General features: G+C 60.5%; 21 protein-coding genes and 1 pseudogene. 16 read left to right on the plus strand and 6 right to left on the minus strand.

Annotated features, from left to right (window positions below):
- Window positions 1-12: 12 nt before the first annotated feature.
- On the minus strand, window positions 13-1,335 hold the full coding sequence (gene hisD, locus NKI50_RS07150) for a histidinol dehydrogenase (protein ID WP_352482878.1): 1,323 nt from the start codon (window positions 1,333-1,335) through the stop codon (window positions 13-15).
- An 80-nt stretch (window positions 1,336-1,415) separates the two neighbouring features.
- Window positions 1,416-2,189, minus strand: coding sequence for an SDR family NAD(P)-dependent oxidoreductase (locus NKI50_RS07155; RefSeq protein WP_023716546.1), 774 nt, complete (start codon window positions 2,187-2,189; stop codon window positions 1,416-1,418).
- Window positions 2,190-2,386: 197 nt separating this feature from the next.
- Between NKI50_RS07155 and NKI50_RS07160 the strand changes: the two genes are divergently transcribed.
- On the plus strand, window positions 2,387-4,447 hold the full coding sequence (locus NKI50_RS07160) for a N,N-dimethylformamidase beta subunit family domain-containing protein (protein WP_352493881.1): 2,061 nt from the start codon (window positions 2,387-2,389) through the stop codon (window positions 4,445-4,447).
- Between the two features lie 55 nt (window positions 4,448-4,502).
- Here NKI50_RS07160 and NKI50_RS07165 read toward each other — a convergent pair.
- Window positions 4,503-5,356: pseudogene (locus NKI50_RS07165) on the minus strand (SDR family oxidoreductase).
- Window positions 5,357-5,550: 194 nt separating this feature from the next.
- Here NKI50_RS07165 and NKI50_RS07170 point away from each other — a divergent pair.
- From NKI50_RS07170 to NKI50_RS07205, 8 genes are all read left to right on the plus strand, one after another.
- On the plus strand, window positions 5,551-5,838 hold the full coding sequence (locus tag NKI50_RS07170) for a winged helix-turn-helix transcriptional regulator (protein ID WP_245278483.1): 288 nt from the start codon (window positions 5,551-5,553) through the stop codon (window positions 5,836-5,838).
- A gap of 280 nt (window positions 5,839-6,118) precedes the next feature.
- A complete protein-coding gene (locus NKI50_RS07175; protein WP_023716542.1) occupies window positions 6,119-6,472 on the plus strand; it encodes a hypothetical protein in 354 nt (117 codons plus the stop codon).
- A gap of 103 nt (window positions 6,473-6,575) precedes the next feature.
- The gene (locus tag NKI50_RS07180; RefSeq protein ID WP_352715972.1) at window positions 6,576-6,938 is read left to right on the plus strand and encodes an ArsR/SmtB family transcription factor; all 363 of its coding nucleotides are present in this window, start codon (window positions 6,576-6,578) and stop codon (window positions 6,936-6,938) included.
- Window positions 6,919-7,437 (plus strand): SRPBCC domain-containing protein, encoded by a 519-nt coding sequence (locus NKI50_RS07185; protein ID WP_352715975.1) that lies wholly within the window; start codon window positions 6,919-6,921, stop codon window positions 7,435-7,437. Before NKI50_RS07180 ends, NKI50_RS07185 begins: the two co-directional genes overlap by 20 nt.
- 344 nt (window positions 7,438-7,781) lie before the next feature.
- Window positions 7,782-8,198 carry a hypothetical protein gene (locus tag NKI50_RS07190; RefSeq protein ID WP_352493877.1) on the plus strand — a complete coding sequence of 139 codons (417 nt, stop codon included), beginning with the start codon at window positions 7,782-7,784 and terminating at the stop codon, window positions 8,196-8,198.
- A gap of 103 nt (window positions 8,199-8,301) precedes the next feature.
- On the plus strand, window positions 8,302-9,516 hold the full coding sequence (locus NKI50_RS07195) for a glycosyltransferase family protein (protein ID WP_023716538.1): 1,215 nt from the start codon (window positions 8,302-8,304) through the stop codon (window positions 9,514-9,516).
- A gap of 1 nt (window position 9,517) precedes the next feature.
- Window positions 9,518-10,762 carry a glycosyltransferase gene (locus NKI50_RS07200; RefSeq protein WP_352482310.1) on the plus strand — a complete coding sequence of 415 codons (1,245 nt, stop codon included), beginning with the start codon at window positions 9,518-9,520 and terminating at the stop codon, window positions 10,760-10,762.
- Window positions 10,759-11,955, plus strand: a complete 1,197-nt coding sequence (locus tag NKI50_RS07205; protein ID WP_352482311.1) for a glycosyltransferase family protein — start codon at window positions 10,759-10,761, stop codon at window positions 11,953-11,955. Before NKI50_RS07200 ends, NKI50_RS07205 begins: the two co-directional genes overlap by 4 nt.
- A gap of 129 nt (window positions 11,956-12,084) precedes the next feature.
- On the opposite strand, the gene NKI50_RS07210 is transcribed toward NKI50_RS07205, so the two are convergent.
- On the minus strand, window positions 12,085-12,756 hold the full coding sequence (locus NKI50_RS07210; protein ID WP_352716038.1) for a class I SAM-dependent methyltransferase: 672 nt from the start codon (window positions 12,754-12,756) through the stop codon (window positions 12,085-12,087).
- On the opposite strand from NKI50_RS07210, the gene NKI50_RS07215 reads away from it, so the two are divergent.
- The 4 genes from NKI50_RS07215 to NKI50_RS07230 all read left to right on the plus strand — a co-directional run bounded on the left by NKI50_RS07215 (window position 12,742) and on the right by NKI50_RS07230 (window position 17,524).
- A complete protein-coding gene (locus NKI50_RS07215) occupies window positions 12,742-13,206 on the plus strand; it encodes a hypothetical protein (protein ID WP_352715979.1) in 465 nt (154 codons plus the stop codon). The genes NKI50_RS07210 and NKI50_RS07215 overlap by 15 nt on opposite strands.
- 17 nt (window positions 13,207-13,223) lie before the next feature.
- A complete protein-coding gene (locus tag NKI50_RS07220) occupies window positions 13,224-15,938 on the plus strand; it encodes an ABC transporter transmembrane domain-containing protein (protein WP_352715982.1) in 2,715 nt (904 codons plus the stop codon).
- Window positions 15,939-16,096: 158 nt separating this feature from the next.
- Complete coding sequence (locus NKI50_RS07225; RefSeq protein ID WP_254023581.1) at window positions 16,097-16,546, plus strand: cyclic nucleotide-binding domain-containing protein; 450 nt, start codon at window positions 16,097-16,099, stop codon at window positions 16,544-16,546.
- A 123-nt stretch (window positions 16,547-16,669) separates the two neighbouring features.
- The gene (locus tag NKI50_RS07230; protein ID WP_352715985.1) at window positions 16,670-17,524 is read left to right on the plus strand and encodes an MBL fold metallo-hydrolase; all 855 of its coding nucleotides are present in this window, start codon (window positions 16,670-16,672) and stop codon (window positions 17,522-17,524) included.
- A gap of 90 nt (window positions 17,525-17,614) precedes the next feature.
- Here the strand turns inward: NKI50_RS07230 and NKI50_RS07235 are convergent, their stop codons facing one another.
- Window positions 17,615-18,391, minus strand: coding sequence for a polysaccharide deacetylase family protein (locus tag NKI50_RS07235; RefSeq protein WP_023716530.1), 777 nt, complete (start codon window positions 18,389-18,391; stop codon window positions 17,615-17,617).
- Window positions 18,388-19,476 (minus strand): glycosyltransferase family 4 protein, encoded by a 1,089-nt coding sequence (locus NKI50_RS07240; RefSeq protein ID WP_352715988.1) that lies wholly within the window; start codon window positions 19,474-19,476, stop codon window positions 18,388-18,390. The genes NKI50_RS07235 and NKI50_RS07240 overlap by 4 nt, the downstream gene beginning before the upstream one ends.
- A 92-nt stretch (window positions 19,477-19,568) precedes the next feature.
- On the opposite strand from NKI50_RS07240, the gene NKI50_RS07245 reads away from it, so the two are divergent.
- The 3 genes from NKI50_RS07245 (at window position 19,569) to NKI50_RS07255 (ending at window position 23,571) form a co-directional block, all read left to right on the plus strand.
- Window positions 19,569-20,729, plus strand: a complete 1,161-nt coding sequence (locus tag NKI50_RS07245; protein ID WP_352590503.1) for a DUF3095 domain-containing protein — start codon at window positions 19,569-19,571, stop codon at window positions 20,727-20,729.
- A gap of 106 nt (window positions 20,730-20,835) precedes the next feature.
- Window positions 20,836-22,179, plus strand: a complete 1,344-nt coding sequence (locus NKI50_RS07250) for a nucleotide sugar dehydrogenase (RefSeq protein WP_352590467.1) — start codon at window positions 20,836-20,838, stop codon at window positions 22,177-22,179.
- Between the two features lie 51 nt (window positions 22,180-22,230).
- On the plus strand, window positions 22,231-23,571 hold the full coding sequence (locus NKI50_RS07255; RefSeq protein WP_352715992.1) for an adenylate/guanylate cyclase domain-containing protein: 1,341 nt from the start codon (window positions 22,231-22,233) through the stop codon (window positions 23,569-23,571).
- The last annotated feature ends 109 nt before the right edge of the window (window positions 23,572-23,680 follow it).

Genomic DNA, 23,680 nt, shown 5'->3' on the forward strand with positions numbered 1-23,680 from the left:
CATCGTTTCCGCTCAGCCGGCGAGATAGCGATCGCGGATCTCCGAAACCGCGTTCTCGTGCGAGCTGAACCCTTCGTAACGGGCGAGCCTGCGGGCATGCAGTGCGAGTTCCGGATAGGCGGCCGAGGTCACATAGCCGACTGATGATCTCTTGACGAAATCCGTCACAGAAAGCGGTCCGAAGGTTCGCGCCCACCGGCTGGTCGGCAGCACCGCATTGGGCCCGAGGACGAAGTTGGCGAGGGTCACCGGGGTATGCGGCCCCATGAGGATCTCGGCAGCTTCTGTGATACGTCCGAGATGCGCAAATGGCTCCGTTGACAGAATCTCGAGATGCTCCGGCGCATAGTCGTTGATGAAGCGGTAGCTGTCCTCCAGCGATTCGGTCAGCACAATACCGCCGCGTTTTCCGGTGAGCACGGCGCGCGAGAACTCCACGCGCTGTTCGGTCATCCGGGACCAGTGTTCCGGTATCGCAATCAACGCGGCTTCGGCGACCTTGCGGCTGTGCGTCACCAGATAGGCGGACGAATCCGGCCCGTGCTCGGCCTCGATCAACAGGTCAAGAGCGGCCAGGCCGCCGTCGATGCTGTCATCGGCAAAGATGATCGCTTCGGACGGACCGGCGGGGAGACCCGTGTTGACGATCGGGGACAACACGCTCTTTGCCGCCACTACCCACGGGCTCCCCGGTCCGACGATCTTGACGGCGGGCTTCACAGTCTCGGTTCCATAGGCGACAGCGGCAACCGCATGGGCGCCGCCGCACTTGTACACGGTCTCCACGCCGGCGAGGCGGGCGGCAACCAGCGTCGCGGCATCGACGGAACCATCCGAAGTCGCAGGCGTCACGATCGCGATCTGCGGAACCCCGGCAATCACCGCCGGAACCGAGGTCATCATCGTCACCGAGGGGAAGGCGCCTTTGCCGCGCGGAACATAAAGCGCAACCGAAGCGATCGGTGTGTATCGGTCACCCGCATAGGCGCCAGGCCGAACTTCCTTGAGCCACATCGTCTCCGGGCGCTGCTCCTCGTGGAAATGCCTTATGTTCTCGATGCCAAACCGGATACTCTCCACGACATCCTTGTCGACCTTGTCGAATGCCGCATCGAACTCCGCTTCCGAAGCTTTCAGTCCACCGTCGGCAACATCGGCTTTGTCGAGCTCGCGCGCAAACCGGAGCAAGGCCGCGTCACCTTCATTCTTGACGGCCTGGATGATTGGACGGACCTTTTCGATGAAGGAAGACAGATCTCCTTCGGCGCGTTTAAGTAAATTGGCGCGCTGATCGACACTGAGGGATGACAGGCGGTGGAAGCTGACGTCAGACATGGCGGCTCCTTTTCTTAGTACGCAATCACGGTTAGCGCTTGTCGATCACTTCTGGGACACGTCTCCAGTCCCTGAAGCCTTCAAATCGATGCGAGAAAGCCTCCATCCACGGGAATGGACTGGCCCGTTATGTAGGCTGCCGCATCCGAAGCGAGGAACACCGCGATTCCGTGCAGGTCCGAGAGATCACCAAAACGGCGCTGCGGAATCTTGGCGAGCATCGATTGCTGCCATGCCTCGTTGCTGTAGAACACGTCTGTCATCGCTGTCCTGAAATAGCCAGGCGCGATGGCGTTGACCCGGATCCCGAGATCGGCCCACTCCGCCGCAAGCGCCCGCGTCATGCCGAGGAGGCCTGATTTCGACGAGCCGTAAGGCACCGCCGTGGGAATCCCGACCTCGGAGGTCAACGAGCAGAGATTGATAATGACGCCGGGCCGTCCGGCGTCTCTCATCTGCCGCGCGGCGGCTTGGGCGCAGAAGAAGGCGCCTTTGAGATTCGTATCGACAATCCTGTCCCACAAGGCCTCGTCGACATCGAGCGAGGGCCGGACCTCTTCCACACCCGCATTGTTGACGAGAATATCGAGACCTCCGAGCAGGCTGCCGGCCTCGGCTGTCGCCGCCCGGCATTGGTCGACATCGGTGACGTCCAGGGCGATGGCATGCGCGGCCCCGCCGGCAGTGCGGATGGCGGCCACCGTCTCCTCGAGCGAGGCCACGCTGCGCGCCGTGATCGCGACGTCGGCGCCGGCTGCGCTGAGCGCCTCGGCGATGCTGCGCCCGATGCCACGGCTTGCGCCGGTTACGAGCGCCTTCCTGCCTGACAGGTCGAAGAGAGATGCGTTGCGCATGTCATCCTCCTTGGTAATGTCGCGCTTGGACCGATCGCGTCGAGACTATCCGAATGCAGCTTATCTATACAAGCATGTACATCATGGCGGTAGTGCGCCATGCGGAACTTTGCTTGTCAGAGCGGCAGCGTATTGGCCGGCATCGGACCGGTCTGCGCGGTTCGCCGCAGCCCATCTGGAGTTCATCGGGAGGATAGATGAAGCGCGCAGTAGACCACGACGCGATGAGCGTGGTTGGTTATACCACCCCCTGGAGTGCCAAAGCAGGCCAGCAGATCAACCTCAGCCTGTCATGCGATCGGCCGATAAAGGCCACACGAATTTGCCGACTCGACAAGCCGGCTCCGGAATTTCTGGCCTGGTCCATCGAAGCGGTGGGTGAACCACGGCATCGGCATTTCGACCAAGGGTCGTTCCTGTTCGTGCGAGCCGGCGAACTGGCCAAAGTACAAGCCGTCCACGGCATTCGTTTTGAGCTGTTCCTCACGCGCAACGGAGGTGCGCGTACGATCCTGGAAGCAGGCGCCCTCGGGCTGCGCCTCCGCGACGGCGCATTTGCCCTGGAAATCGGCGGCGAAACCTTTGTCGAGAGGAAGGCGCCAACTGGTGTGTGGCTCACTGTCGAGTTGGATCTGCGGCAGGAGCAGCCGCGTCTGCGGATCAAATCGCATGATCTCCTCGCGCCTTACGAACTTCGTGAAGGTTTTGGCAGCCCTGCGCGGAACCTTCAAGCGCACGGCATCCATTTCGGCGCAAGTGCTACTCACCACGAACCTACCCTCAACGCGAAATTTGCCGCGATCCGGCTCGAGACACCGCAGGGGACCATTGCCTGGGATTTCCCGACGCTGTTACCAACGCAGCCGATCCTGTCGTCGGGCAGAGCAGATCCGCTGCTCCTCGATGTGATCAATCAGCCAGCCTTCTGCATGACTTCGGCACGCTGGGACGGATCGAGCTTCGAACCTCGCTTCGTGCCGTCGCACTACGACGCTATCCATTGCCACGACGACGACATCGGCCCGCTTGAGTGGCCGGCATCGCACTGCGTGACAATCCCTGAAAACGCACGCCCAGGCGTCTACGCGTTCCAGATCGAATGGGAGGATAGCTACGAACGCGTGGTGTTCTTCGTCACCTCATCACAGGTTTCGTCGCCGCTGTTGTATCTCGTGCCGACGGCCACCTATCTCGCTTATGCGGACGAATATCTCCCAGATCATCTTTATGAATGGAAAAGCGACGACCGGGGACATCGCTTCGCGGTCGCCAACAATCTGAAGTCTCTTTACGACTACCACTCCGACCTTAGCGGCGTTTCTATCTGCTCCTACAAAAAGCCGAAAGTGACGCTCAGGGACGATTACGATTATCCCCTCTGCGGCTGCCCACACAATTTGCCGGTCGATCTGCACTTCCTCCGATTCTGCCACGACAATGGAATCGTGTTTGACGTCATGACCGATCATGATTTGCACGAATGCGGTATAGACGGTCTGCGTGGACACCAAGCGGTCGTCACCGGCAGTCATCCCGAATATATGTCGATCGAGATGGAGCAGGCGCTGCGGCAGTTTGTGGCCGAAGGCGGCAGCATCGCCTATCTCGGCGGAAACGGCTTCGCCGCCACTGTGGCTTTCAAGGACGATCTGATGGAGCTGCGGCGCTCGCCGCTGGAGGCCGGCCGCACGTGGGACGGCCCGGTCGCCGAACAAGCGCTGTCGATCACCAACGAACCAGGCGGCTATCTCCGCTCCCGTGGCCGCGGCGAATTCTCGCTGATCGGTGGCGCGATCTCACTGATGGGATTCGAAGGCGCACGCCCCTTCACGCGCACTGACGAAAGCCATGAAGCAGGATGCGCATGGCTGTTCGAAGGCGTTGAAAATGCGACCTTCGGTTCGGACGGCATCGTGCTGGGCGGTGCCGCGGGCTACGAAGTGGATGCGACGGATCCAGCCCTCGGCACATCCGCGGACACCGTCGTGATCGCGCGTGCGACGGGATTTCCCGACAGCTTCTTCCAGGATCCGACGCGCTGGTGCGAGGGCGGGGATACGCAACGCATCGCCCGCCGCTGCGCCGAAATGACCCTGCGAAAGCTCGCAGCAGGCGGCTTGATCTTTTCGGCAAGCTCGGTTGCCTGGTGCGGCGCGCTGCCAGCCGCAGGCGCCATGAACGATGTCGGCAGGATCACGTTTAATCTGCTTAACCGCCTCGGCGCGACGAAAGGAGAACCCGGCCGAGAAAATCGATAAGCTGATTGGTCTCATTACGAGAAAGACCGCATCCTCAAGTCGCTGAGCCCAGCCTTCAACCGCGCAATGCGGCCGCGACGAGGCTTTGCATCGAAGTGGTCGGACGACCGATCAGCCGCCCGAGGACGCCTCCGTCATCGAACAACGCTCCGCGTGAGGCTGCGGCGTCGGTATCGGCCAGAAGCGCAGCGAGGTCGGCCGGCAGCCCGGCCCCCGCCAACACATCCTGATAGGCGGCTTGGGAAAATCGTTGTAGGCGATAGCCTTGCCCGACTGCCGCGAGACCTCCGCCGCAAGCTCGGCGAGCGTAAAGGCTTGGTCTGCGGCGAGCTCGTACGTCTTTCCCGCATGGTCGTCGGTCGTCAGCACCACGGCTGCGGCCTCGGCATAGTCCCGCCGCGCTGCGGACGAGAAACGCCCGTCTTTCGCGGCGCCGACGAAGGCGCCGTGCTCCAGAGCCGCCGGAAGCGCCAGCAGATGGTTCTCGGTGTACCAGCCATTGCGCAGGATGACGGCGGGAACGCCCGAGTCCGCGATGACCTCCTCCGTCTGCCGGTGCTCGATTGCGAGCGTTGCGGAAGACGTGTCGGCATGCAGCATGCTGGTGTAAGCGATCAGCGAAACTCCGGCGCGTTGGGTTGCCTCGATCACCGCCCGATGCTGCGGCAGGCGGCCGCTGACCTCGGTCGACGAAATCAGTAGCAGTTTCTGGACGCCGGCGAAGGCCGGGGCGAGCGTGTCGGGACGGTCGTAGTCCGCCTCCCTTACGATCACACCGAGCTCCGCCAGATCGCTGGCCTTTGCCGGATTGCGAACCGCCGCGACGATCCGGTCGGCGGGAATGGTCTTCAGCAGTGCCTCGATCACGAGACGGCCAAGCTGTCCCGTTGCTCCAGTTATTGCATACATCGTTCAGTCCATTTCGTGGTTGTGTGATTGGAGAGCCTTCGAATAGCGGCCATCGTTACCATTGGAAACCACGTATCTTGCGGTTACCGCCATTTTCCGGTAACCAACTGGAAACTCCTCGAGAAGGGTGTGCGATGGTTCTCAAGGCGCGAAAGAAGGTGAAGGCTCCCCCCGGCTGCCCCATGTCGAGATGCATGGCGCTGCTTGGCGGCTGCTGGACACCCGAGGTGCTCTGGTCCCTGAGCGAAGGCCCGCGTCGGTTCTCGGAACTCCGCCGCGATATCCCAGCCGTTTCGGCGAAGGTACTGACCAGCAGACTGCGGGATCTCGAGGAGCGCGGCGTCCTCGGTCGCAACGTGATGGCGACCTCGCCGCCGACGGTGGAATATGAGCTGACCTCGTTGGGGCAGGAGCTGCTGCCGGCTATCAGGTCTATCGTGGAGGTCGGGTCGCGCCTGCTGCTCGGTGATTCTGTTCTTTAGAGAATCGCGAGCACATCAGAGAATCGCGAGTTTGTGGCGTCGACACTACTTTCGGCCTGCGCTTAACAGCGAGGATGACGCTTGATGTGCGTGTTGATCTGGTGGTGGAGCAGTTCCGCCCGCCCAGGTCAGCGTTCAAAATAGATGGCCAACCTTAGCCTCGGGTCATCATTTCGGACTGAAAGATACGGAGCGCCAAAGGGTGGTAATGCGCAGTGACTTGGGCCCACCAGGAGTCTAAGCTAGCATGCTTCTGCCAGCACGAAGAAAAAACCGCCGCATGCCCCGCTTTCTTGCCGTCTACACCATGAAGCCCGAAGACCTCGCCCGCTTTCGCAGCCTGCCTAAGCCCGAGCAGGATACGATTGATGCCGTCGGCTTACAGCTGTGGGCGGACTGGGAGGAGAGAAATGCCGCATTTTTCCCCGATCGCGGCGGCATGGTCGGTAAGACGAGGCGCGTTACCAGGGACGGCATCGCCGACGCCGTGAACCCTTTCTGCGGCTATATTGTCGTCGAGGCCGATACCATCGATGCCGCCGCCCGCCTGTTCGAGAACCACCCGCATTTCACCGTCTTCCCAGGAGACGGCGTGGACATCATGCCCTTCCTCACCGACCCTGCTCCGACTTGAACATCCGCTAATCGCTTGCGATTTCCAGAAGGGGCGGCCGGCAACGCAGCCCACTCGGCCTCCGCTTGCACGCCGCCAGCCCGTCTGTTAAATACTGAACCATATGGTTCAGTATTTAATGCCCCACCTCGATGCCTCATTCGCCGCGCTCTCGGACGCCACCCGGCGCGGCGTTTTGGAGCAACTCGGACGAGCAGACGCCTCGATCACGGACCTTGCCGAAAAGTTCCACATGACCCTCACGGGCATGAAGAAGCACGTCGGCATCTTGGAGAAGGCGGGGCTCGTCACCACGGAGAAGGTTGGGCGCGTGCGGACCTGCAAGCTTGGCCTACGCGCACTGGAGGAAGAGGCGGCATGGATCGAGAGGCACCGCCAGCTCTGGGACGCACGCTTCAACGAGTTGGACAAGGTTGTCGAGGAATTGAAACGGAAGGAGAAAGTCGATGGACGAAACAAGAGCTAGTGAGCCCACCCCCATGCAGAACCGCACGATGGTGGAACGGAAGTCCGACCGGGAGCTGGTCGTTACGCGAACCTTTGACGCGCCGGCACGCACCATGTTCGAGGCTTGGACCAAGCCCGAGCTGTTCATGCGGTGGTGGGCACCGAAGTCGATGGGCATGTTCCTGCGTTCCTGCGAGATGGATGTTCGTGTCGGGGGCAGGTACCGTTTGGTATTCGGCCACGATGCCTCAAACCCTGACGAGTTCTTCGGTAGGTATATCGAAGTGACACCGCACTCGCGCCTCGTCTGGACCAATGACGAAGGTGGTGACGGTGGACCCATCACCACGGTGACCTTCGAGGAAAAAGGTGGCAAGACGCTGCTGGTCATGCACGAGCTCTATCCCTCAAAGGAAGCTCTCGACGCTGCCGGCACCGGGGCGGCGGATGCGATGGGCGAGACGTTCGAGCAACTGGACGAGCTTCTCGTCACGCTAGGCGCGAGCGTGCGACGGTGATGAAGTCGTCGATCTCCCGGTCGGCAGCCTGGATCTTCAACTAGGCGGAAGAGAACCCCGACGAGATCGTCGCCGCCCTCTGTGAACCTACGAGGCCAATCATCAAACTCATTGAGGTTTCGCCAACTATCGGGACCAATCGAGTGATTTTCGCACCTCGCGACGTTCGGCGACGCGCTCAGGTCGTCTCAAAAAGGACCGTCACCGCCCCAGCTAAGGCATTAGCCAGAGGCCATAGCGATCGACAAGTAACCGGTGTTGCACACACTCTGCCGCAGGCGGTGTGTTGTGAGCGCTGGCGTCCACTCGATTCCTGCCGAAATTCCGGCTAGCTTGGGCGATAGATGGCTCAGTTCTGGTCGGTGAATCATAATCAGACCGCCCGTCAAGAGATTGATGGGCAGCACTTTTGGTCCCCCAAGACCGAGAGCAATGGCGCGCGAAATGAGTTCTACAACAACATGCGCCGTGCGACGCCCGGTGACCCTGTCCTTTCGTATACCGATCAAGCAATTGACTATATGCGCAGGATAGCGGAATTCGCTTTCACCGCTCGGAAACCAATCAAGTTCGGAGAGGCCTTATTGGAATCAAGAGCGATGACTTCTGCCGATCTTTTGGACACCGCTTTCCCCTTCGATCCATCCCAAAACAACAACAGGGAGTCTCGACCCGCTCCCGCCGAGGCGATATTCGCCAATCCATCTAGTTTCGGACTCAGGCAATCAGAAAGTTATCTGACAGGCATTCCACAGAAGTAATACAAATTGAAAATCGCGGCCTCATGTTTCAAAACCAGGATGGTTTCGAAGCCGGCGGGTCGCTCACGGTCCTCAAAGCGAGAATTCTAAGAGACGTTCAACAATGACCCAGCACGCAGAAAACGCTCGAATTCTCATGTACAGCCACGACACGTTCGGGCTCGGCCATTTGCAGCGCTGCCGGACTATCGCGCATTCGCTGGTCGAGGATTTCCGCGGACTTCAGGTGCTTATCATTTCGGGTGCGACTATCGCTGGCGCCTTCGACTACCGCGCCCGTGTCGACTTCGTGAAGATCCCCAGCGTCATCAAGCTGCGCAACGGCGAATACACCTCGCTGGAAAAGGACATCGATCTGCATGAGACGCTAAGGATGCGCCAGTCGATCATCCGCCATACAGCTGAGACCTTCCGGCCGGATATCTTCATCGTCGACAAGGAACCGCTCGGCCTGCGCGGTGAGATCGAGGACACGCTGTCCTACCTCAAGACGCGGGGCACCACTCTCGTGCTTGGCCTGCGCGAGGTAATGGATGCGCCGCATCTGCTCGAAGCAGAGTGGGCACGCAGGGATGTGATGCGCAAGATAGGCCTGTTCTACGACAAGGTCTGGGCCTATGGCCCGCCGGATTTCTACGATCCGTTGACCGGCTTGGATGTGCCGCCGGCTGTCAGGGCAAAGATGAGGTTCGTCGGTTTCCTGCAACGGAGCCTGCAGCGGAACGAGTTGCCCGGCCACCGGCCCGAGGGCGACTATATCCTCGTTACCACCGGTGGCGGCGGTGACGGCGCCGAACTGATCCACGACGTCATCGATGCCTATCAGCAGGATCCGCAATTGCAGCATAGGGCCCTGATCGTGCTTGGGCCTTACATGCCGGCGCGCAAGCGCAACAAGCTGCTCAAGAAGGGGTCCAAGATCCCCTACATCAAGATCATCGAGTTCGACAACCGCATGGAAGACCTGATTGCCGGCGCCAAGGCGGTAGTGGCGATGGGCGGTTACAACACCTATTGCGAGATACTGTCTTTCGACAAGCCGGCGCTGATCGTGCCGCGCGTCGAGCCCCGCCAGGAACAACTGATCCGCGCTCGGCGCGCAGCCGAACTTGGCCTCATCGAGATGCTTTTGCCGGAGGAAGCCAAGGATTCCCAGCGGTTTGCCGATGCACTGGTGGCGCTGCCGGACCGGCCCCACCCATCACAGAGCAATCCGCATCTGACGCTGGAAGGGCTGCCTCATATTTCCGAAATCGTCGCGGAACTGCTCGACCGGCGGGCCGGCCATCACCTTTCGGTCATTGAAGGAATGACCTGAGTTGCAACATCGCAAGATCGTCGTGGTTCTGAAGGGCTATCCGCGGCTGTCCGAAACCTTCATCGCGCAGGAATTGCTCGGTCTGGAGCGTGCAGGGTTCGACCTGATACTCGTCGCGCTCAGGCGGCCGACCGACGAAAAACGCCACCCCGTGCATGACGAGATCAAAGCGCCGGTCCATTATCTGCCGGAATATCTGCATGAAGAGCCGCTGCGCGTGCTTCGCTCGCTGTTTGCCTATCTGCTGCGGCCGTGCTTCTGGCGCACGCTCGGATCGCTGGCTGCCGATCTCCCCCACGACTTTACGCGCAATCGCGCGCGCCGCTTCGGGCAAGCGCTCGTGCTGGCGGCCGAATGGCCGGAAGACGCGGGCTGGCTGCATGCACATTTCGCGCACACACCGGCATCGGTGACGCGCTATGCCAGCCAGCTTCGTGGCCTGCCCTGGACCTGCTCGGCCCATGCCAAGGACATCTGGACTTCGGCGGACTGGGATCTGGCCGGCAAGCTTTCCTCGGCGCGCTGGACGGTCACCTGCACGAAAACCGGCTTCGACCGTCTGAAAAAACTCGCTAACGGCAACTCGTCTATACATCTGAGCTATCATGGGCTCGACCTTGATCGCTTCGGCAGTTTCGGCGAGGCGCGAAAGCAGCATGACGGCTCGGCGCCGGACGAACCGGTTGTCGTTCTGAGTGTCGGGCGCGCCGTTGAAAAGAAAGGTTACGATACGTTGCTGCAGGCCCTTGCCCTGTTGCCCGGTGATTTGGCGTGGCGTTTCGAGCATATCGGCGGCGGCGAGGAACTGGAGCGGTTCAAGGCGCTGGCGCAAAAGCTCGGACTGGATGGTCGCGTCTCTTGGAAAGGCGCGCTTGCGCAGGAGGAAGTGCTTGAGCACTACCGCCGCGCCGACATCTTCGCCCTGGCCTGCAGGATCACCGCAAATGGCGATCGTGACGGTCTGCCGAATGTTCTGGTGGAGGCGGCCAGCCAGCGGCTTGCCTGCGTGTCGACCGATATTTCCGGCGTGCCGGAGCTTTTATCGCCGGATGAAACCGGGCTGCTGGTTCCGACGGAAAACCCAATTGCCCTGGCACAGGCGCTGGAGCGCCTGATCCGTGATCCCGTACTGCGCGCCCGCCTCGGCGACGCCGCAGAGCGGCGCGTGCGCGGCAATTTCGATCATATGGCAAGCATTGGACAGCTCAAGGAACTGTTCGAGCGGGAGTGGCGGGCCGCCGAATGAAGCGGCTGCGCGCTTTCTTCTATGTCCAGCACCTGCTCGGCATCGGCCATCTTGCGCGCGCCAGCCGCATTGCGGCGGCTCTGGTCGATGACGGGTTTGACGTGACCGTCGTGACCGGCGGAGCGCCGATCGCCGGGTTTCCGGGACTCGGTGTAAAATCTGTAATCCTGCCACCTGTCACCTCCGGTGATGAAGGATTTTCCGGACTTGTCGACCTGGAGGGCAACCCGATCGACGATGATTTCAAGAAATGGCGTTCAGAGATGCTGCTGCAGGCATTCCGGGATTGCAGGCCTGATATCGTCATTCTCGAGGCGTTTCCATTTGGACGCCGACAGATGCGTTTCGAACTCTTGCCGCTGATCGAGGCCATCGACGCGACGTCGCCCAGACCGCTGCTGGCGACGTCCGTCCGTGACATCCTTCAGGAGCGCGTCAAGCCGGGCCGAAACGAGGAAACGGTCGATCTCATCAACAGGCATTTCGACCTTGTTATGGTCCACGGCGATCCGGCTTTCGCAACCATCGACAAGACATTTCCGCTGGCTGGGACGATCAGGGCCGAGGTCACCTACACAGGGCTCGTTGCCGCGCCGCCCTCACCCGCGGCCTCCGAGCGCTTCGACGTTCTGGTGTCGGTTGGCGGCGGGGCTGCCGGAAAGAGCCTTGTCAGCTCCACGATCGCAGCGGCGCGGAATGCCAACAACGCTCGGAAATGGTGTTTGATCACCGGCCCAAACCTGCCGAAAGACGAATTTGACGCGATCGCACGCGATGCCACGCCGGGCCTGTCCATCTTCCGGTTCCGCGAGGATTTCGCCAGCCTGCTGACAGGCGCCCGCCTGTCAGTCTCGCAGGCGGGTTACAACACGGTCTGCGATGTCCTGCGCGCGGGTTGTCGCTCCCTGCTCGTTCCATTTGCAGCCGGCGGGGAAACCGAACAGACGGTTCGCGCCCTGATGCTCGAAGAACTCGGTCTTGCAACGGTGCTGATGGAAAAGGACCTAACGCCTGAAGGTTTGGCGCAAGCGATCGAACAGGCGCTTGTGAGACCGACGCCATCCGCGCATCGTCTCGATCTGGAAGGCGCGCGTCGCTCCGCGCAAATCCTGCACGAGCGGTATCGAACATGGTCCCTAAAAGTGGAGCCCGGTTTCGGAAAAGCTCATGATCAAACAGACGATAGATCCTAGTCCTACTGCGTTACTGACTCAGTAGGACTAACGCACGTCGCGTCTGGTGAGTTTCGTGCGACGCGCTTCAAGTCCTGTTTTATGCATGTCGTTGTCCGAAAACCGCTACGCACTTTTGGGCGAAATACATTAAACAGTTCCAATCAGCATGAAGCGCGTATAATTTTTTGTCGGCAGTTCGCCGGAGAACCGCACCTCCCGTAGCGCCGCCATTGCTTCGAAGGTTGCAAGTGAAGCCACGCAGTTGATGTGCGTCGGCTCGCTGAAATAATCGTTCGATTGCAGCAGTACATTTGTGCCCCGCGGAAGCAGAGCAAGCCAGGCGCGCAGATCGGCTATGTGTTCGCAGCTCGTATTGACTATCAGGTCGGGCCGGACGGCCGCATAGTCGAGTGCGTACATATCTGCCGTTAGCGCCCGGAACCGGTCGCCGGCTTCCCGGTTGAGGGTCCGGGCGACCGGCGCGACTTCGGGATCGATGTCGATGCTATCGACCGCCGCGATGTCGAAGCGGGCGTCGTTGAAAAGCATTGCCGGCAATACGCCGTACCATCCACCCAGAACCCATATGCGCCCGAACCGGCCGCCGCAGCTTTCGAACAGCCTGTCGAGCGCCCACATCTTGCAGGCGACCTGCTTGTGGTTGAAGGCGTTGGCGATATCGGCCTTCGGATGCTTGGTGACGACGCGCGCCAGCCCTGCCACGAGAGGGCAGTTGACATAAGCAGCAATTCCCCGCGTGAGGTCCAAGGCTTGCTCGCGCCAGTCCATACCGGCATTGCGTGGTTGCGTGACATCCATCATATTTGTCTTGTATGTTGGGATTTCGGGCGACACAACGCAATCTTGCCTCCCGCAAGACTGTTTGATTCCGCGGACGTGATTATGCTGCAAGCCGCTTGGCTATTGCCCGGTGCCGGAGAGAACCTGTTGCATCTGTCCGGATCATCGGCGTCCATCCGCCAGCACCAGCCGCGCAGCTGCGGCCTCGTGCTGCTCGGCTATTCGCCAAAGCCCTGCGGAAGCCGCGAACCGTCTGGCCAGCTGCCTTCTTCGCTGATCAACAATGCCCATGTCGTTGTCATCGACCATGCGCCGGAACTGGCTCGCGCCGCCTCGCAGGTTCCTTGCATCGTTGAGCGCAGGACAATGTCCGTGCACTGCAGCTTCGACTTTGTCGTTGGCGACGAAGAAATTGCCGATACGCCATTCGCCAGCAGGTGCGTTTACATCCTGCATCCTTTCAACTGAAGGGTCCGCAGTCGCATATGGAACCCAGCCTAGCCCGCTATATCTGGACGCACACCAAGAAGCAGCAGCTCTGGATATTGATGATCGTCGTGCTTTCGATGGTCCCGTATTTCATGTCCTTCGACCTGCCGAAGCTGATCGTCAACGGCCCGATCCAAGGTAGGGGCTTCGAGCAACCGGGCGCGACCCAGCCATTCATGAGGCTACACTATAACCTGCCGTTCATTGGAGAGGTCCAGTTCTTCTCCGGTTTTCAGCTCGACCGCAAGGAGACCCTGTTTGCCCTTAGCCTTGTGTTCCTCTTGCTAGTCGTCATCAACGGCCTGTTCAAATTCTACATCAACACCTACAAGGGCCGCCTCGGCGAACGCATGCTGCGACGTATCCGCTTCGATCTGGTGGACCGTGTGCTGCGTTTTCCGCCGGTCTACTTCAAGCGGGTGAAATCCGCCGAAGTGGCGACCATGGTGAAGGACGAGGTAGAGCCGCTGGGCGGCTTCATCGGCGACGCCTTCCTGCAGCCGGTACTGCTCGGCGGCCAGGCGCTGACGGCCATGCTATTCATCATGATCCAGAACGTCTGGCTCGGAATGATAGCGGTCGTGATCGTGGTGATCCAGATCGTACTCATCCCGCGAATGCGGCGGCGGCTGATCGTGCTCGGGCGCCAACGGCAGTTGACGGCGCGCGCGCTTTCGGGCCGGGTTGGCGAAATCGTCGACGGCATCGGCGCGGTTCACGTCCACGATACATCAAACTACGAGCGCGCCGACATAGCTGCCCGGCTCGGGCTCATCTTCAAGATCCGCTTCGATCTTTACCAATGGAAATTCATGGTGAAGTTCCTCAACAATTTTCTCGCGCAGCTCACGCCCTTTCTGTTCTATATGATCGGCGGGTATCTGGTCATCCAGGGGAGGCTGGACGTCGGCCAGCTCGTGGCCGTGATCGGCGCCTACAAGGACCTGCCCGGACCGATGAAGGAACTGATCGACTGGGATCAGGATCGGCAGGATGTCCAGGTCAAATATCAACAGGTCGTTGAACAGTTCACCGTCGAGGGTCTCATCGCGCCGAAAATCGGGGCATTGACGATCGACGATCCTGATCCGATGACCAATCCCCTATCGGCGATCAATCTGTCTATAGCAGACGATGGCGGTGCAATGCTCCTCAACCGTATCTCCCTCCAGGTCAAGCCGGGTGAGACGGTGGCGCTGGTCAGTACCGCAACAGGTGGAGCGGAGGCGCTTGCAGAAGCCTTCGCGCGGCTGAACTGGCCGGACAGCGGAAGGGTCGCTTCGGGCACCGACGACCTGCTTGAACTTCCCGAGGCAGTGACCGGCCGGCGCATGTCCTATGCCTCGTCGGATGTTTTCCTGTTCCAGGCAAGCCTCCGCGACAACCTGCTCTACGGGTTGAAGCATGCGCCGCTGACATCGGTGCCTTATGACGGTGCCGCGGCAGACCAGCACCGCTGGAATATCCACGAGGCGCGCCGGTCGGGCAATCCGGATCTCGATATCCACAGCGACTGGATCAACTATGCTTCCGCCGGGGCTACCGGCCCGCACGACCTCTTTGAAGCCGTGCGCCGGGTGCTCGACGCGGTTGTTCTGTCGCGCGACATTCTGGATCTTGGCTTGCGCTCTTCGGCCGACCTCACGCGTCACACGGAACTTGCCAGGCGGATCGTTGAACTGCGTGCGGCGCTGCGAACCCGGCTGGAGCAAGAGGGGCTGAGCGGACTGGTGGTTCCTTTCGAACCGGGCGCCTACAACAAGGAAGCAACGATCGGCCAAAACCTGCTCTTCGGCGCTGCCGCCGGCCCCGAACTGGCCGACAGGGCCCTGGCGGCCAATCCCTATTTTGCTTCTGTGCTGAGGCAAGCCGGCCTCGACCGCACGCTCTACGAAATGGGCTTGGAGATCGCCAAACAGGCGATCGAGCTGTTTGCCGACCTGCCGCCCGATCACCAGTTCTTCCAGCAGCTCGCCTTCATGAGCGCCGAGGAGATACCCGCCTACGAAACCTTGCTGCAACGGCTCAAGAACCGTCCTCACGAGGCGGTTTCGGAGAACGATCGCGCCATGATCGTCACCTTGAGCTTTGCCTACATCGAGCCCCGGCACCGCTTCGGCCTGCTGAGCGAGGAGCTGATGAGCAAGATCGTCGCTGCACGCAGCCAGTTCTATGAAAACCTGCCGCCCGAACTGCAAAATGCGGTCGAACGGTATGATCCTGCCAAATACATTGCCGCGGCCACCGTCATGGATAACGTCCTGTTCGGGCGTGTGGGCAACAACCATCCCGACGCGCCGGACCGCATACGCTCCATCGTCTATGACATTCTTGACGAACTGGGGCTTTATGCCGAACTTCTGGATGTCGGCCTGGACTTCAACGTCGGCTCCGGCGGCAGGCGGCTGACCGGTGGACAGCGACAGAAGCTCGATGTTGCCCGGGCCCTGCTCAAGCGTCCCGATTTTCTCATTCTCAACCGGCCGCTTTCGGCGCTCGACCAGCGCATGCAGGATAAGGTGCTGCGAAACGTGCTCGAGGAAGCCAGGCGCGACGGCCATTCGCCGGCAATTGTGTGGGTCGTGACGAATCCGGCAATGGCGATGATGTTCGATCGCGTTATCGTCTTCGACTCGGGTCAATTGGCGGAAGACGGAACACACGAGACACTTTTGGCAGGGAACGGTATCTTCAAGGAACTGCTGTCATAGAGCAACGGACATTCAGATGGGATCATTCTGCCGGTGCACGACATCGGGCTCGCCACCTTTCGCGTGGTTCGTCTCGCCATCCCGGAAAGAGAATTGATTCCATCTGGGCGTCCGTTGCTCTAGTCTGGCAAACGCGAATTTTGGGAAGGTTTGCGACAATGCTGCTCAAGGATGAAGTTGGAATGCTGCAACGCGTTCCCTTGTTCTCTGCCATCGAGCCGACAAAGCTCAAGCTGCTTGCGTTCACATCCGATCGTGTGAGCTACAGCGCCGGCCAGATCCTTTTCCGGCAGGGCGACGAGGGAGACGCCGCCTATGTCATCCTTTCAGGCAGGGCGGATATTCTTGTCGATTCCGACAGCGGACCGATAAAAGTTGCCGAACTGGAGCCAAATTCGATCGTTGGCGAGATCGCCATATTGTGCAACAGCTCCCGCACTGCCACCGTCAGAGCGGCAAGTCCGCTGGAAGTCCTGAGAATCCGCAAGGATCATTTCCTGAGGCTTATGAGGGAGTTCCCGGAAATGACCATCGAGATATTGCGGGTTCTTGCCGATCGCCTAAGCCATACGACCGCGGATCTGATCGACGCACGAAGCGCCAAATAAACGAAGGACGTGCGCTCGATCCTCGCCGTCGTGACGGCACTGTCCTCTCGCTGAGAAGATCACCCGGAGAAAGCCTGTCTCGCCTAGCAGCAGTTGTTTGGATATGATGGGCGAAGGGGTAGCATGGACGACAACGTTTTCCTGGTCAGGTTTTGGGGTGTCCGCGGCAGCATTTCGGTATCAGGGCCAGAATTCTCTCGCTATGGCGGCAACTCAATCTGCGTCGAGATGCGATGCGGTAAGCATACGCTTCTGTTCGACGCAGGCTCTGGCCTACGGCCTGCCGGCGCGGCGCTTCAGGCGTTGGGCGTTACCGATTTCGACCTGCTTTTCACCCATTGCCATTACGATCACATCATCGGGCTGCCGTCTTTTGCGCCGATCTATGACCGGGGCGCCAAGGTTACGCTTTGGTCCGGGCATCTTGCAGGACACATGACGACCCGGCAGATGGTCGATGAGTTCATGCGGCCGCCGTGGTTTCCGGTGAAACTGGAGATCAGCAAGGCAAGCCTCGACTATCGCGATTTCGTATCCGGAGACGTGCTTCGCCCGCGCGAAGGGGTGGTGGTCCGAACCGGCAGTCTTATCCATCCGGGCGGCTGCATAGGCTACCGGGTCGAATGGGGCGGCCGCGTCGTGGCGGTGATCACAGACACTGAGCACGAGCCGGACAAACTCGATCAGACGGTGCTCGGCCTGATCGAAGATGCCGACCTCGTCATTTACGATTGCACCTACACCGAGGAGGAAATGGAACGCCGCCGCGGTTACGGGCACTCGACATGGCAACAGGGCGTCAAGCTCTGTGAGGCGGCCGGTGCGCGGGGGCTTGCGCTGTTTCACCACGATCCGACACGCACCGACAAGGAACTGGACAAGATCGAGAAACTGGCCAAGGACAGGTTTACCGGCGCTTTTGCCGCGCGGGATGGCCAGACGCTCAAACTTCCAGTCTCATTGCGCAAAAAGCGCTGAGCTATTTTCCTCTAGAGCGCTTCACCGTTTCACAGAAACGGCGAAGCGCTCTATCTCTTTGTTTTGACGCAATTCCGGACGGAAAACCGTTCACACTTTTCCTGGAATTGCTCTACCGGCGCTGCGCTCGATCAATGTCCTGATCGGAAGCCATGCGCAGGCTTCAGTCCGTGCGGTGACGGTGAACAGCCGTTCGAGGAAAAGCCAGGCCGATTCATCATGTACGAGATGGTGGGTGAGCAGACCGACCGGTTCGCCGCCATCGAATGCATGCTGCAATTGCGCGATGATAGCTTGAACCAATAGGCCGTGATCGCGGCAGCCGCGCGTGCCATGCCAATCCATGATGTCGACATTGCTGTTGATGACCGCCAGTGAAGCGCGCCTCGGCGGCCCATAGACCGACAATGCCGCAAATCCTATCGATCCAAGGTCGGATACCAAGCCGGCGTCAATCCTGTTCCAGGGTGGCACCAGCATCGGAACGGTACGTGCGCCGTGCAGGCCGGTTACGTGCGACAGCCCGCGAGCCAGATCATTGAGCACCGCCTCGCGTGGCCGATGCGCGCCGAGCTCCTGCTTTTTCTGGTCCTCGGGCGCATGATTTCGGTGCGCCCAGCCATGGATGGCGACCGTGGCATGCGGCGCCTCGTCAAGCCGGACGGCAAGCTTCTCATCAGTCAGGGCCGGAATGACGGCCAGAGTCACCGGAACCGCGAATTCACCGGTGAGGTCGAGCAGCCGATCAAGCGCAGGCGTCGGACCCACGGCGTCATCGTCGCGCAGCCAGAACTCTGCCTTGCGGTCTGCCCGTTGCCGGCACGCCAGTTCTTCCACCAAGGGCTGCCAGATCTGATCGGGTGTCATGAAACCGGGATCTTCGCAAGGAGTTCGGCCAGCCGCGCCACTGCAGCACCGAGGGAACGTTCTTCGAGGATGAAACGTCTGGCTTCCGCGGCCATGATGGTTCTTTCGTCGTTACGGGCCAGAAGCCTTTCAATGGCAGAAGCGAACGCCGCAACATCGCCCGGCGGGGTGAGAAACCCGGTCTGGCCATCCCGCACGACCTCCGGCACGCCGGCGATGTCCTGAGCCACCACCGGAAGGCCGGCGGCCTGTGCTTCAAGATAGGCAACGCCATAGGCCTCGCCGCAACCCGGCCAGACGTAAATTCCCCCACTGTAGAGGACATCCGGCACGGCGGCTGGCTCAATCGCGCCAAGCCATTCGATACGGTCGGCGGGCAAGCCGGCGAATTGCGCTTTGACCTCGTCACGGGCAGGCCCATCCCCGACGACCGACATGGTCCAGGGCAGATGGCCGATCGGACCGAGCGCTTGCGCCAGCATGCGATAGCTTTCGACTTTGTCGCCCGGGCGCATCATGGCGACGGTAACGAGGCGCGTCGGACAACTCCGTGCCGGCGTTTCCCGGAATACCGATGTGTCGATGAAGGGCGAAAGCATGCCGAAAGCGGCGTCGGGAATCGCATCTGCCAGTCCCTGACGATCCCTTTGCGTGAAGCAGATGTTCAGCGCTGCCTGTTCGACGGCTCGCGCCACCAACGCTTGCGTATCGGCCCACAAACCGGTGTTGCGCCGCCTCGAATAGGAGGCTTCCGCTGTCACATAGGGGACACCAAAGGCCAACGCCAGCTCGGGCCCGATCAGGTCGGGCGCCTTGTAATAGGGATGATAGGTGAACCACAGACCGGGCTTGCCGTCACGATCCCAAAGCCTTGCCAGCCGCGCGGCTTCCTCCCGGGCCTCGATCTTGAGCGCGTCGAAACTTTTCGAATCCGGTTCGCGTAGATAGAAGCGTAATTCGGATGCTAGTTCGACGCTATGCCCTCCATGCTCCAGCGCCTTGACCAGCATCCGTGCCATCTGGCGGTCGCCGGAGGCAACGGGATGATTGGGCGACTTCAGCGGCGCGTAGAAGGCAATTCGCATCGCCGGACCCTATCATCGGAAAGCCTGCGCAAGTCAATTTCGAAGCATGATCGACTTCACCTTCAAGCAGTGGAATGTGCTATCTGATGCTCATGGAAACAGCTGCCGCGTCCGATCCGTTTGTCGCTTCCCTGCCGGTCTTCGCAAAGTTCGAAAGCGTTGCCGATATCGATAACTATCGGCCTCTCCCCGATGGCTGGGCGCTGGCCACCGCCGACATCGTCGGCTCGACCAAGGCGATCGGGGCTGGGCGCTATAAAACCGTCAATATGGCCGGTGCCAGCGTCATTTCGGCGCTGCTCAATGCGCTGGGTCGGCAAGATCTTCCCTTTGTCTTCGGCGGCGACGGCGCGCTCGTGGCATTTCCCGGCTCGGCGCTGGAGATCACCCGCAACGCGCTGGCGGCTGTCCAGAGATGGGTGGCGGACGAACTCGACCTGACCTTGCGTGCCGCAATCGTGCCGATAAAGGATATCAGAGCGCAAGGCCTCGACGTTCGCGTGGCGAGGTTCCAGGCCTCCGAAGCGGTCTTCTATGCCATGTTCGCCGGCGGTGGCGGCAGTTGGGCGGAAGCCGAGATGAAAGCGGGGCGCTACCGCATCGATCCTGCGCCGGCCGGCGCGCGGCCGGATCTGACCGGCCTCTCGTGCCGCTGGAACCCGATCGAAGCCCGGCATGGCGAAATCGTCTCGATCATAGCCATACCGGGGGCGTCGCGCGACGTGCGCGATTTTCAGTTTCTGGTTTCCGACATCATCGCCCTTGCCGGCAGGCAGGAACGCGATGGCCACCCGGTGCCGGTGAACGGACCGGACTACAGTTTGCTGCCCGCCGGCCTCGATATCGAGGCGCGCGCCACGGCGCCGGCAGGACGGCGATGGCTGTCGAAGCTGTGGATAGTGTTCCTGATGACGCTTACGGCTGTTACCGATAGATATGGCTGGACGATCGGCAAATTCGATCCGAAGATCTACAAACGCGACGTGGCCAGCAATTCGGATTTCCGGAAGTTCGACGACGGCTTGAAGATGACCATCGACGTTGACGCGGATGTGTTGCAACGGATCGAGAACCGGCTGAAAAAGGCGGAAGAGGCGGGCATCTGCAACTATGGCCTGCACCGCCAGAAATCGGCCTTGATGACATGCCTCGTCGCCTCGCCGCTGCAGCGCGATCACGTTCATTTCATCGATGGCGCCGCCGGCGGCTATGCGATGGCTGCAGCAAGCCTGAAGGCGAAGGTGCCGGTCTGACAGCTTGCGGACATCGATTTTCCGCAATATGCCTCGGGGTTCTTGGGACCAAGTGAGCCTCGCCATGGAAGCGGACGGTCTGTCCGAATTAAGGGAAAGCAGATTTTTGGACGCCTCACGATCGACATATGACTGTCTTCTGAACCGGATTTCGACGCGCGCCGCGCAAGTCGGCGTGATCGGACTGGGGTATGTCGGGCTGCCGCTGGCGGTTGCGATCGCACGCGCCGGCTTCCCGGTTTCCGGCTTCGACGTCGAAGCCCAGAAGGTCGAGAGCCTGAACAACGGCCAATCCTATATCGAGGCGGTGACCTCGACAGCCCTTGCCGGCCAGGTGGCGAGCGGACGGTTCCGCGCCACTGCGGATTTTGCTGAACTGGCCGTCTGCGATGTCATCATCATCTGCGTTCCGACACCGCTGACGAAAAACCGTGAGCCGGACCTCTCCTTTGTCAGGAACACGGCAGGCACCATCGCGAAGCATCTGCGTCTCGGCCAGCTGATCGTGCTGGAATCGACCACCTATCCCGGCACCACCGACGACGTGATCAAGCCCATACTGGAAGAAACCGGCTTGCGGTCGAAGATAGATTTCTTCCTCGGCTTCTCGCCCGAACGCGAGGATCCCGGCAACCGAAGCTTTGAAGTCGCGACGATCCCCAAGATCGTGGCAGGCGACGGCATTGAAGCGGCGACACTCGTTCAGGCTTTCTACCAGGGCGTGGTCAAGACCGTTGTTCCGGTTTCCACCACGGCGACCGCCGAGGCGGTCAAGCTGACGGAAAACATCTTCCGCTCGGTCAACATAGCCCTGGTCAACGAGTTGAAGGTCGTGCTCGGTGCGATGGGCATAGACATCTGGGAGGTGATCGAGGCGGCAAAGAGCAAGCCCTTCGGCTACATGCCTTTCTATCCCGGCCCCGGACTTGGCGGCCACTGCGTTCCGATCGATCCCTTCTACCTGACGTGGAAGGCGCGCGAATATGAACTGCCGACCCGCTTCATCGAGCTGGCGGCAGAGATCAACACGGCGATGCCGCGTCATGTGGTCGATGAACTGGCGAAGGCGCTGGACCGGCGCTGCGGCAAAGCGCTCAGCCGCTCGCGCATTCTCATCATCGGGCTCGCCTATAAGAAGAATGTGCCCGACATCCGCGAAAGCCCCTCATTGCGGCTCATTGAACTCATCGAGGAATGGGGCGGCAAGGCGGAATTCCACGATCCGCATGTTACGGAGATCCCGACCACACGGGAGCATATGGCGATCAAGGGGCGTCGCTCGGTCGAATTGACCGAGGCGGCCTTGAAGGATTTCGATGCTGTCGTCGTTGCAACCGACCACGACGCGATTGACTATCAGGCGATCGCGGATCACGCTCTTCTGATCGTCGACACACGCAATGTTTTTGGCCGCCTCGGGCTAACCCGAGAGACGGTGGTGAAGGCCTGACGGCGTCCGAGCCGGCGAATTTGTGGCGGATCAAGGAGATTTCGAGATAGCATGAGCACAGCGCAAGCAGAAATTTCTGCCATTCTCATGGATAAGGTTGCCGATTGGCTGACCCAATCGGCGCTGGCGGGCGACGACCTGGAAACATTGGTAAAGGGCTTTTGTGAACGGCTGGCTGCTGCCGGCCTGCCGCTGAGGCGGGTGCATTTGAGCTTTTCGATGCTTCATCCGCTTTATGACGCGCTTGGCTTCACCTGGCTTCGCGGCCAGGGCTTGGAAGTAGAAGGCTTCCGTCATGACGACGGCGTTCCTTCCGACAGATTCCTGACCAGCCCATACTACCATCTGCTCAGCCACAAACTCGACCATCTGCGGCGCCGGCTCGACCCGTCGGTGCCGTCTGAATTTCCTGTTTTCGATGACCTCAAGCTTATGGGCGTCACCGATTACATGGCTTTCGTCCATCCCTTCAGCGGCAACACCAGTCAGGGCATGATCGGGTCTTGGTCAACCGACAGTGCTGCAGGCTTCAGTGACAACATGATTTCGGCGCTGCTGCGGATCCAGAACCATCTCGCTATCGCAACCAAGATGGCGGTGCTCACCAAGCTCGCCGACAACATGATGACCACTTATCTCGGCGGCGACGCCGGCAGGCGGGTGCTGGACGGCCAGATCAAGCGCGGCGAGGGCGACACAATCCGGGCTGCACTGGTCATGGCCGATATGCGCGGGTCGACAAGGCTTGCCGAAACCTCCGGCCGCGAAATCTATATCGATACGCTGAATCAGTTTTTCGATGCCATTGCTGCACCTTTCAATCGCAGAGGCGGGCAGATCATGAGTTTCCTGGGGGATGGCTTCATTGCCGTCTACCCTTGCGAAAGGCACCGTGCGCAGTCCGAGATCGCCTGCCGGGCTGCCCTTGCGGCAGCGCACAAGGCCACCGGGCGCATGATGGATCTCAATCTGCGCAGAAAGGAGCAGCGGTTGGGCGACATTAAATTCGGTATCGGCCTGCATGTCGGCAATGTGATGTTCGGCAATGTCGGGCTTTCCGACCGGCTCACATTCTCTGTCTTCGGCTCGGCTGTAAACGAGGTCCAGCGCCTTCAGACCCTGACCAGGAAATATTCGCACAGCGTTCTCGCCAGCGAAGATTTCGCCGGCTATTGCAGCGCCAACAACTGGCTGACGCTCGGCAAGGAGGAACTGGCGGGCATCAAGCAGAAGCTGACGGTGCTTTCACCCGATTTGTCGGGTGCTCTTGCACTCGATGAAGACGGTGCGCTGGAGCCGATTTACGACCGAATATCGGACGCCGAGCAGGTCATGCTGCTTCATCGCGATGCCGCGCGGCTGTCGGCGGGCGACCCGAGGAAGCTCCAGTAACCGTCACGATCTGATCCGAACGCCTTTGGTATGCAGTCCGGTCGCCGGTTCCGCCGGGGAACTGGCGACCGTTTCGAATCCAAGTTGCTCTAGGCTGGCAATGCGCTAG

This window comes from Mesorhizobium sp. M0563 (assembly GCF_040321065.1).
Classification (GTDB): Bacteria; Pseudomonadota; Alphaproteobacteria; order Rhizobiales; family Rhizobiaceae; genus Mesorhizobium.

Excerpts from the sequence above, each read along its gene's own strand:
- NKI50_RS07210 (WP_352716038.1), bottom strand. The coding sequence starts at position 12,756 with ATGGATGTCACGCAACCACGCAATGCCGGTATGGACTGGCGCGAGCAA.
- NKI50_RS07160 (WP_352493881.1), top strand. The coding sequence starts at position 2,387 with ATGAAGCGCGCAGTAGACCACGACGCGATGAGCGTGGTTGGTTATACC.
- NKI50_RS07225 (WP_254023581.1), top strand. The coding sequence starts at position 16,097 with ATGCTGCTCAAGGATGAAGTTGGAATGCTGCAACGCGTTCCCTTGTTC.
- NKI50_RS07180 (WP_352715972.1), top strand. The coding sequence starts at position 6,576 with ATGGTTCAGTATTTAATGCCCCACCTCGATGCCTCATTCGCCGCGCTC.
- NKI50_RS07195 (WP_023716538.1), top strand. The coding sequence starts at position 8,302 with ATGACCCAGCACGCAGAAAACGCTCGAATTCTCATGTACAGCCACGAC.
- NKI50_RS07240 (WP_352715988.1), bottom strand. The coding sequence starts at position 19,476 with ATGCGAATTGCCTTCTACGCGCCGCTGAAGTCGCCCAATCATCCCGTT.
- NKI50_RS07245 (WP_352590503.1), top strand. The coding sequence starts at position 19,569 with ATGGAAACAGCTGCCGCGTCCGATCCGTTTGTCGCTTCCCTGCCGGTC.
- NKI50_RS07205 (WP_352482311.1), top strand. The coding sequence starts at position 10,759 with ATGAAGCGGCTGCGCGCTTTCTTCTATGTCCAGCACCTGCTCGGCATC.
- NKI50_RS07170 (WP_245278483.1), top strand. The coding sequence starts at position 5,551 with ATGGCGCTGCTTGGCGGCTGCTGGACACCCGAGGTGCTCTGGTCCCTG.
- NKI50_RS07235 (WP_023716530.1), bottom strand. The coding sequence starts at position 18,391 with ATGACACCCGATCAGATCTGGCAGCCCTTGGTGGAAGAACTGGCGTGC.
- NKI50_RS07255 (WP_352715992.1), top strand. The coding sequence starts at position 22,231 with ATGAGCACAGCGCAAGCAGAAATTTCTGCCATTCTCATGGATAAGGTT.
- NKI50_RS07185 (WP_352715975.1), top strand. The coding sequence starts at position 6,919 with ATGGACGAAACAAGAGCTAGTGAGCCCACCCCCATGCAGAACCGCACG.
- NKI50_RS07155 (WP_023716546.1), bottom strand. The coding sequence starts at position 2,189 with ATGCGCAACGCATCTCTCTTCGACCTGTCAGGCAGGAAGGCGCTCGTA.
- NKI50_RS07175 (WP_023716542.1), top strand. The coding sequence starts at position 6,119 with ATGCCCCGCTTTCTTGCCGTCTACACCATGAAGCCCGAAGACCTCGCC.
- NKI50_RS07220 (WP_352715982.1), top strand. The coding sequence starts at position 13,224 with ATGGAACCCAGCCTAGCCCGCTATATCTGGACGCACACCAAGAAGCAG.
- NKI50_RS07190 (WP_352493877.1), top strand. The coding sequence starts at position 7,782 with ATGGCTCAGTTCTGGTCGGTGAATCATAATCAGACCGCCCGTCAAGAG.
- NKI50_RS07230 (WP_352715985.1), top strand. The coding sequence starts at position 16,670 with ATGGACGACAACGTTTTCCTGGTCAGGTTTTGGGGTGTCCGCGGCAGC.
- hisD (WP_352482878.1), bottom strand. The coding sequence starts at position 1,335 with ATGTCTGACGTCAGCTTCCACCGCCTGTCATCCCTCAGTGTCGATCAG.